At 38.4% G+C, this 8,768-nt stretch carries 7 protein-coding genes, 1 pseudogene and 1 riboswitch; all 8 genes and pseudogenes read left to right on the top strand.

The features are described from left to right. Nucleotides 1-73: 73 nt before the first annotated feature. Complete coding sequence (locus ACI4WO_RS04475; protein WP_439806361.1) at nt 74-3,550, top strand: DNA polymerase III subunit alpha; 3,477 nt, start codon at nt 74-76, stop codon at nt 3,548-3,550. Nucleotides 3,551-3,690: 140 nt separating this feature from the next. Further along, on the top strand, nt 3,691-4,653 hold the full coding sequence (gene pfkA, locus ACI4WO_RS04470) for a 6-phosphofructokinase (protein ID WP_439806360.1): 963 nt from the start codon (nt 3,691-3,693) through the stop codon (nt 4,651-4,653). Nucleotides 4,654-4,681: 28 nt separating this feature from the next. Continuing rightward, nucleotides 4,682-4,784, top strand: a riboswitch (THF riboswitch). A 69-nt stretch (nt 4,785-4,853) separates the two neighbouring features. Continuing rightward, nucleotides 4,854-5,438, top strand: coding sequence for a folate family ECF transporter S component (locus ACI4WO_RS04465; RefSeq protein ID WP_439806359.1), 585 nt, complete (start codon nt 4,854-4,856; stop codon nt 5,436-5,438). A 90-nt stretch (nt 5,439-5,528) separates the two neighbouring features. After that, nucleotides 5,529-6,332 (top strand): pyrroline-5-carboxylate reductase, encoded by an 804-nt coding sequence (proC, locus tag ACI4WO_RS04460; protein ID WP_439806358.1) that lies wholly within the window; start codon nt 5,529-5,531, stop codon nt 6,330-6,332. 83 nt (nt 6,333-6,415) lie between these two features. Next, nucleotides 6,416-7,036, top strand: coding sequence for a hypothetical protein (locus ACI4WO_RS04455; RefSeq protein ID WP_439806357.1), 621 nt, complete (start codon nt 6,416-6,418; stop codon nt 7,034-7,036). 28 nt (nt 7,037-7,064) lie between these two features. Further along, entirely contained in the window at nt 7,065-7,973 is a 909-nt protein-coding gene (locus ACI4WO_RS04450) for a YesL family protein (RefSeq protein WP_439806356.1), read from the top strand. Between the two features lie 142 nt (nt 7,974-8,115). Continuing rightward, nucleotides 8,116-8,382, top strand: a complete 267-nt coding sequence (gene rpsO / locus ACI4WO_RS04445; protein ID WP_439806355.1) for a 30S ribosomal protein S15 — start codon at nt 8,116-8,118, stop codon at nt 8,380-8,382. Nucleotides 8,383-8,549: 167 nt separating this feature from the next. Continuing rightward, a pseudogene (locus tag ACI4WO_RS04440) lies at nt 8,550-8,768 on the top strand (polyribonucleotide nucleotidyltransferase); the annotation flags it as partial.

The following is an 8,768-nucleotide window of genomic DNA, read 5'->3' as shown; positions in this document are numbered from 1 at the left end:
AGAAGATTTCAGAAAATTTCAAAGTTTGCAGATGAAATAAGAAAACAGCAAAAATAATATAATATGGTGTTATATGAGTAATAATAAAAAAAATAACAGCTTTGTTCATCTTCATGTTCACAGTGAATACAGTCTGTTAGACGGTGCATGCCGTATTCGGAATCTCGTAAAAAAAGCGGCAGAAATGGGGCAGAAAGCCATAGCTGTAACTGATCACGGAGTTATGTACGGAGCTGTTGAATTTTATCAGGAGGCTCTGAAAGCCGGAATAAAGCCTATTATAGGCTGTGAGGTTTATGTTGCACCCCGCACACGGTTTGACATGGAAGCAAAGCTTGACGGACATCCCTATCATCTGATACTGCTGTGTAAAAGCAATAAAGGCTATCAGAATCTGATAAAGCTGGTTTCAAAGGGCTATACCGAAGGGTTTTACAGTAAGCCCAGAGTTGATATGGAGTTGCTTGAACAGTATCATGAAGACCTTATTTGTCTGTCAGCATGTCTTGCCGGAGAAATCCCAAGAAAGCTTTTAAATAATGACTATGAGGGTGCTAAAAAAACTGCGCTGAAATACAGGGATATTTTCGGCACAGATAATTATTATCTTGAAATTCAGGATCACGGCATAAAGGAGCAAAGAGAAATCCTGCCGCTGATTTGCAGACTTTCAAAAGAAACCGGAATTCCTATGGCGGCTACAAACGATGTTCATTATATTGAAAAAAGTGATGCTGAGGTTCAGAATGTTTTAATGTGCATTCAGATGAAAAAGACTATTTATGAACCGAACCCTATGAAATTTCCTGCAGAGGAATTTTATCTTAAAAGCACAGAGGAAATGTACGAGCTTTTTAAGGGTATTCCGGAAGCTGTTGAAAACACTGTGGTTATAGCAGACAAATGTAATTTTGAATTTGAATTCGGAGTTATAAGACTGCCTAAATTTCATATTGACGGAGAAGATGACAATACGGCATTTTTCCGAAGACTTTGTCTTGAGGGTATGAAAGAAAAATACGGGGAAAATATCAGTGACAGTATAAAATCAAGAATGAATTATGAGCTGGAAGTAATAATAAGCATGGGTTATGTTGACTATTATCTCATAGTCTGGGATTTTGTAAAGTATGCAAAAGATCATGATATTCCCGTAGGACCGGGAAGAGGCTCAGGTGCCGGAAGTATCTGTGCTTACTGCATTGGTATTACTTCTATTGATCCTATAAAATACAATCTTCTTTTTGAAAGATTTTTAAATCCGGAAAGAGTAAGCATGCCGGATTTTGATATTGATTTCTGCATAGAGGGACGACAGCAGGTAATTGACTATGTTGTGGGAAAATACGGCGAAGACCGTGTTTCCCAGATTATAGCCTTTGATACTCTAAAGGCAAGAGCTGCAATTAAGGATACCGGACGGACAATGGGAATGTCTGTGAAATTCAGAAATGATGTTTCAGCTCTGGTACCGAAAGATCTGCATATTACAATTGCCCAGTCACTTGAAAAAAGCCGTGAACTCAAAGAACTCTATGATTCAAATTATTCGGCGCATAAACTTATAGACATGTCCATGAAAATTGAGGGCATGCCCAGAAATGATTCCATTCATGCGGCAGGAGTTGTAATATCCGGCGTTCCTGTAACTGACCTTGTACCTGTTAAAAAAAGCGGAGACGCTGTGGTTACACAGTATACTATGACGGCTCTGGAAAGTCTCGGACTGCTCAAAATGGACTTTTTGGGACTTCGCAACCTGACGGTTATAAAACACTGTGTGGAAGACATACGAAAAAAAGTACCGGATTTTGATATAAATAAAATTCCCGTTGATGACAAAGACGTTTATGCAATGATGTCCATGGGAAAAACAACCGGGGTTTTTCAGTTTGAAAGCGCAGGCATGAGAAGAGTACTGTCACAGCTTATTCCGGAAAATCTTGAAGATCTGATAGCCGTTATTTCTCTTTACCGTCCGGGACCTTCAGAATCAATACCGAAATATATAAACAATAAGCATAATCCTGAACAGATAACCTATAAGCATCCGCTGCTTAAAAATATTCTGGATGTTACCTATGGGTGTATGGTTTATCAGGAACAGGTAATGGAAATCTGCCGTACTCTTGCCGGATATTCGTACGGACGAGCTGATCTTGTGCGCCGTGCAATGGCTAAGAAAAAGCATGATGTGATGGAAAAGGAACGTCATAGTTTTGTCTATGGAGAAAAGAATCCTGACGGAACGATAAGCTGTGCCGGGGCAGTCGCAAACGGGGTAAGCGAAAAGGATGCAAATGAAATATTTGATGAAATGAGCGGTTTTGCATCTTATGCTTTCAATAAATCCCATGCTGCGGCGTATGCTTATCTTGCTTATCAGACAGCTTTTCTTAAATGCCATTATGTAAAAGAATATATGGCTGCTCTTATGTCAAGCGTACTTGACAATACAGATAAGCTTATTGAATATGCAGAAGAATGCAGAATAAATGGTATAGCAGTACTCAGACCGGATATAAATAAAAGCTCGGCATACTTTACAACGGAATCCGAAGGCATACGCTATGGTCTTCTGGCAATAAAAACACTGGGAATCGGCGTAATAAACGGCATAGTAAATGAACGGGCAGAAAACGGAAGCTTTGAAAATCTTCAGGATTTCTGCTACAGAACAGAAGAGCTTGGCATAAGCCGTGTGTCAGTGGAGTATCTCATAAAAGCCGGAGCATTTGACGGTCTGGGAGCAAACCGCCGTCAGATGATAAATAATTATGAGTATCTGATGGACAGTATAGCAAGCTTTTCCAGAGCAAATCTGGAGGGACAGATAGGTCTGTTTGCGTCAGAAAATTCTTCCGGGAAAAATGAAATTGTATTCAAACCGGAGAAAGAATATCGTTATGCTGATCTTTTGTGCTTTGAAAAATTTGCTACCGGAATGTATATTTCCGGTCATCCTGTTGACCCGTATAAAACGGCTCTGAAGCTTATGAGAGTACCCGATTCTTCGGAAATACACCGGAATATTGAAACGGGCAGCTATGCTAAAAATCAGATAGTCTGCTTTCTGGGAGTAATGGATGATGTGAGTGTACGCTATACCTCTACAGGAAAGAAAATGGGATTTCTGAATTTGCAGGATACATGCGGTTCAATGGAGTTTACAGTGTTTCCGGAAGCGTATGCAAAATATGAAAAGAAATTTATTTATGGAAATCTTTTGTATATATTTGGCAAGGTATCACGCAATAAGTCATATAATGACACAATTGCGGTGGACAGTATATTTGACGAGGAAGAATTTTCGGAAATAATTTCCCGGAAAAGGTTTTGCATTAAATTATCAGGTACTGATAAAAATATTATTATTCAGGCTGCGGAAATTCTGAAAAAGTATCCGGGCAGACATGAAGTGTGCTTTTATCTGACTGGTTTAAAAAAATATATTAAGCTGAAAGGTGATTATAAAATTTCTTTAGACAGTAAAATGCTGTCGGAACTTAATAAAATAATAAAATCAGATGATATAGGGCTGATTGATTGAAATCAATAAAAACTTTTTATAGAATTTAATTTGAAAACACTTGACAAATATTTGAAATGTAGTAAAATAGTATATGGAGGATTTGCGTGAAGATTTGCGCTTATCATTAATATGCCTGAAGGCGGATGGGAGTTATAATAATGATTAAAAAAATCGGTATTTTAACAAGCGGTGGCGATGCCCCTGGAATGAATGCAGCTGTAAGAGCTGTAACAAGAGCTGCAATCAGAAAGGGTATGCAGGTTTATGGTATCCGCAGAGGTTATAACGGTCTGATAAACGGAGACATTTTTGAGATGAATGAACGCAGTGTTTCTGATATTATTCAGAGAGGCGGAACAATGCTTTATACTGCAAGATGTCCTGAATTCAGAACTGAAGAGGGCGTTGAAAAAGCCAAGGAAAAATGTCAGGAGCTTGGCCTTGAGGGTATAGTTGTAATCGGCGGTGACGGTTCATTCAGAGGTGCGGCTGATCTTTCCGCAAAGGGAATTTTGTGCGTAGGACTTCCAGGTACTATTGATAATGATATTGCCTGCACAGAGTATACTATCGGCTATGACACAGCTATGAATACTGTTGTTCAAATGGTTGACAAGCTCAGAGATACAACACAGTCACATGACAGATGCAGTGTTGTAGAAGTAATGGGCAGAGGTGCTGGTTATATCGCTCTTAATGCAGGTATTGCATGCGGTGCAACATATGTAATAACAAGTGAAATTCCTTATAACCTGGACGCAGTTGCAAAGAAAATGCTTGAGTCAAGAAAAACCGGAAAACAGCACTTTATCATAGTTGTATCTGAAGGCGTAGGTCATTCAGAAGAAATTGCAAGAACATTGCAGGAAAAAACAGGTATCGAAGCCAGAACAACAATTCTCGGACATGTTCAGAGAGGCGGTTCTCCGACAGTAAGAGACAGAGTTGTTGCAAGCCAGATGGGTTATTATGCTGTTGATCTGCTTTCACAGGGAATCGGCAACAGAGTAGTCGGTATGCAGAGCAGCAAGATTGTTGACTTTGATATTCAGGAAGCATTATCAATGAAAAAGCCTTTTGAAGAAGAGCTTTATCATATTGCCGGTGAAATCGCATTCTGATTTTTCCGGAAATCATACGAATATAGGCATCAGAGTAGAAAACTGTGCGTGAAGTGTCCGGGGGACGGGGAGTTGCCGCCGGGACGAAGAGCTGTGACGGGCTTGCGGTACGGTTTTCGCATCCCGCTGTATGCATGAAGGCAAACCTTTTTATAACAGGCTTCTTTGTGCAAATCAGCACAAATTCAAGGAGGTCTTTTATGAAAAGGTTTTTGTCAGTTTTCAGTGATTCCGCAAAGGAATTAACGCATACCAGCTGTATAGTGATGACAGGCATGCTTATTGCAGTTTATGTACTGCTGAGTATATTTGTTCAGATACCAATCGGAGAAACTATAAAAATTTCATTTAGTTTTCTGGCATTGGCGGCGATTGGCATGCTGTATGGTCCTGTTCCGGGAGCAATTGCCGGAGCAATTACAGATATTCTGGGATTTTTAGCTGCAAATAAAACAGGAGGTGCATATCATCCGGGATTTACCCTCGTTCAGGTGACAGCCGGATTTATTTACGGTTTGTGTCTTTACAAAGCTCAAACAGGGAAATTTTTTCCGGTAAGATGTGCTGCTGCTAAAATTCTTGTAGATATAATATGTAATCTGCTGATGAATACTTATTTTATCAGCGTTTTGTATGGAACTGGGGGATTTGTGGCAATGCTTCCGCCGAGAATTGTAAAGAATGTGATTATGCTTCCAATTGATATTGTTCTTCTTTGCGTTGTTTTGCCGGCTATTCTGACAGCCTACAGAAAAATATTCGGTAATAAAAGGATTACCGGATAATAAATATCAGTAAATATTGAAAAATCACTTGTTATTTGTAGCTTTTTGAGTTATAATTAAACAAGTGATTTTTTTGAAAGGATTGATAAAATGAAAGTAAATGTTGGATTTATCGGGGCAGGAAATATGGGTACTGCTATAATGAAAGGGATTTCCGGCTGCACTCTGAGCGATAAAATCAGTCTTTTTGCTGCTGATCCGGACGCTTCAAAGGTTGATTCACTGGCTGAATACGGAGTGGAAAAATGCAGTGACGCTGCTGAAGTGGTCTCAAAATGCAAGTATGTTTTTCTCGCCGTTAAACCTCAGGTTATAGAAGGGGTTCTGAAATCAATCTCAGGCAGCATATCAGAAAATACTGTGCTGATTTCAATTGCTGCCGGAATAAACAGTGAGTTTTTAAGAAAAGCAACTGAAACAAATGTTAAATCAGTTATTGTTATGCCAAATACTCCTTTGCTTCTTAATGAGGGAGCTTCTGCTTTGGCAAAGGACGGTCTTGTATCTGATGAGGAATTTGAATTTGTATGCAGTATATTCAGAGCATGCGGAAAAGCTGCAGTTATAGATGAAAGCAAAATGAAGGAAGTAATTGCAGTAAATGGAAGCAGTCCGGCATTTATTTACCTTTTTGCTAAAGGATTTATTGACTATGCCTCGAAAGTCGGAATAAATTCTGAAACGGCAAAGGAGCTTTTTGCCCAGAGCCTTATAGGTTCAGCCAAAATGATTACAGATTCCGGTTATTCTATTGATGAACTTATAAAAATGGTTTCATCTCCGGGAGGAACTACTCTTGCAGGACTTGATAAGCTTTACAGCGGAAATCTGCTTGATGTAGTAGACAGTGCTTGTGAAGCATGTACAAAAAGAGCTTACGAACTGGCAAAATAATGTAATCACTGGTTCTAGAATAAGTTTGTCCGGCATATTCTTTTTAAAAAGGCATGAAGCTTAAATTAAAAAGGATGGTACATATGAAAATATCGGACAGAACAAATTTTACGGGAACACAGAGACGCAGACTCAGTCTGGGACTTCTTACGCTGCTGCTTTTCGGCGGAATAATCGCAGGGACAGTTATAGTCTGTGCTGCAGACAGTGCTCAAACGGTTAACCGAAGCATTCTTACTCAGGGACTTGTGAAAACCTCCGGAGTTAAAACAGTTTCAGAAATTTATCTGAATGCTTTTCTGCCGGCAGCAGTAATTCTGATTTTTCAGTTTTTACTGGGCTTTTTTGCACTGGGACAGCCTCTGGCAGCAGCCAGTATCGTATACAGAGGAATTTCAACAGGCATAGCGGCATCTATGTTCTATCTTATGCTTGGGGCAAAGGGATTTCTGGCAATTATTATTATGCTTTTTCCATTTGCCGCTGCAAGCTCTGCTGTACTGATTCTGGGTGCGAGAGAATCAATTAAATTTTCAAATTTATTTATGAACTATATTCTTAATAAGAATACTGATGGAAGCGAAAATAAAAGTATAAAACTTTATGTGCTGAAATTTGCAGTTCTTACTTTATTTTGTCTGCTGCTGGCTGCGGCAGACTGTGTTATTACGTATTTTTTTACAGGGATATTGCTGGTTCCCTGACACAAACGGAGGAGTGTAAAAATAAATAATGAGTTTGTTTAACGAAAATGCAGGAGTGGGGATTCCGAAAAATGCACCGAAGAAAAAGGGGATAGCAAGATTTTTTGAGCTTTTTATAAGAAAATTCTGGAAGATCGCTGAAGTAAATTTGCTTTATTCTGTTTTTTTTATACCTGTTTTGCTGGCTGTGTATGCATTTGCTAAAGTTTCCAGCAGTACAGTTACAATTTTAATGTCCGGATTGTGTATAATAGTTTTTGCAGCCGTTATTGGTCCTGCAACTGCCGGAATGTTTAAAATTATGAGAAATTTTACTATTGAAAAACATGCGTTTATTCTGACTGATTTTAAAAAAACATTTACTGAAAATTATAAAAAATCGGCGGTTATGGGTATACTGGATATATTGGTTTATTCGGTCTTAGGTATAGCAGTTTACATTTATCCCAAACTTGCAAAGGCTTATGACAACAAACTGATTCTTATCCCATTTGTTATATGTATAAGTGCTGCAATTATTTTTACCATGATGAATTATTATTCATATCTTATGATAGTAGCAACAGATATTTCCTTTAAAAATATTCTGAAAAATTCATTTGTTCTTTCATGTGTGGCACTGAAAAAGAATTTTCTTACATTGGTTATCACGCTTTTAATATCCGGCGTATTTATCATTGCAATAATATGGAATTTAAGCTTTGCTTTTCTTCTTCCGTTTGTTCCCGCAGCGATAATATGTTTCATAATCTGCTTTAATTCCTACCCGGTTGTTCAGAAATATGTCATTAATCCGTATTATGAACAAAAGGGCGAAGTGAATCCGGAGCTTAAAGTGACTTCGGGTGACGATGAAGATGTTCTCTTTACGGACAGGGGAGGAAGCGAAAAGCCGATTGAAAAGAAAAAAGCTAAAAAAAGAAAAACTATTTCATAAAATTTAAAAAATCTCTTTACAAAACATGTAAAGTATGATATAATATCAAACGTGCTATGTACTTGGATTAAGGGTTAAGCCCGTCCGGGAATTTACCAGCCTTATTCTAAGTTATCAGCAAATAATCAAAGAGGTGAAAAAAATGCTTTTAAAAGAAGAAAAAACAGCAGTTATCGAAGCTAACAGAACTCATGAGAACGATACAGGTTCTCCGGAAGTACAGATTGCAATTCTTACAAGAAGAATCAATGATCTTACTGAACATCTTAAGGTTCACAAGAACGATCATCACTCAAGAAGAGGTCTTCTTAAGATGGTAGGTCACAGAAGAAACCTTCTCAACTACCTCAAGAAAAAGGATATCAACAGATATCGTGCAATTATTGAAAAGCTCGGTATTCGTAAGTAAGTTTTCAAAAGGCAGTCGGGAGAAATCCTCTCTGCCTTTTAAATCTATCTGAAAAATTAAAACCAAGGAAAATCCAGTAGTGGTAATTTTAGCAAAAAACCGTGGTTCCTGATTTCGGGGCTCAGGGTTTATTGCTAAAGCTGCTACTGAAAAAACGGAGGCAGTTTATGTTTGAAAATTATAAAACCTTTAAAACACAGTTCGCCGGCAGAGAGCTTATGGTTGAAACAGGAAAAACCTGTGCGCTTTCAAACGGTTCATGCTGGGTCCACTATGGTGAAACAGTAGTAATGGCAAATGTTACGGCAAGTCAGAAGCCAAGAGAGGGAGTTGACTTTTTCCCGCTTTCTGTTGACTATGAGGAAAGACTTTATTCAGTAGGAAAA

It is taken from the genome of Porcipelethomonas sp., assembly GCF_051893655.1.
In the GTDB taxonomy this organism is placed as follows: domain Bacteria; phylum Bacillota; class Clostridia; order Oscillospirales; family Ruminococcaceae; genus Porcipelethomonas.
Note: the sequence above shows the minus strand (reverse complement) of the source record. Positions and strands in the feature narration are given on the sequence as shown.

What these genes read in the sequence shown, in the direction of transcription:
- ACI4WO_RS04475 (WP_439806361.1), top strand. Translation starts at nt 74, where the DNA reads ATGAGTAATAATAAAAAAAATAACAGCTTTGTTCATCTTCATGTTCAC.
- ACI4WO_RS04455 (WP_439806357.1), top strand. Translation starts at nt 6,416, where the DNA reads ATGAAAATATCGGACAGAACAAATTTTACGGGAACACAGAGACGCAGA.
- proC (WP_439806358.1), top strand. Translation starts at nt 5,529, where the DNA reads ATGAAAGTAAATGTTGGATTTATCGGGGCAGGAAATATGGGTACTGCT.
- ACI4WO_RS04450 (WP_439806356.1), top strand. Translation starts at nt 7,065, where the DNA reads ATGAGTTTGTTTAACGAAAATGCAGGAGTGGGGATTCCGAAAAATGCA.
- pfkA (WP_439806360.1), top strand. Translation starts at nt 3,691, where the DNA reads ATGATTAAAAAAATCGGTATTTTAACAAGCGGTGGCGATGCCCCTGGA.
- rpsO (WP_439806355.1), top strand. Translation starts at nt 8,116, where the DNA reads ATGCTTTTAAAAGAAGAAAAAACAGCAGTTATCGAAGCTAACAGAACT.
- ACI4WO_RS04465 (WP_439806359.1), top strand. Translation starts at nt 4,854, where the DNA reads ATGAAAAGGTTTTTGTCAGTTTTCAGTGATTCCGCAAAGGAATTAACG.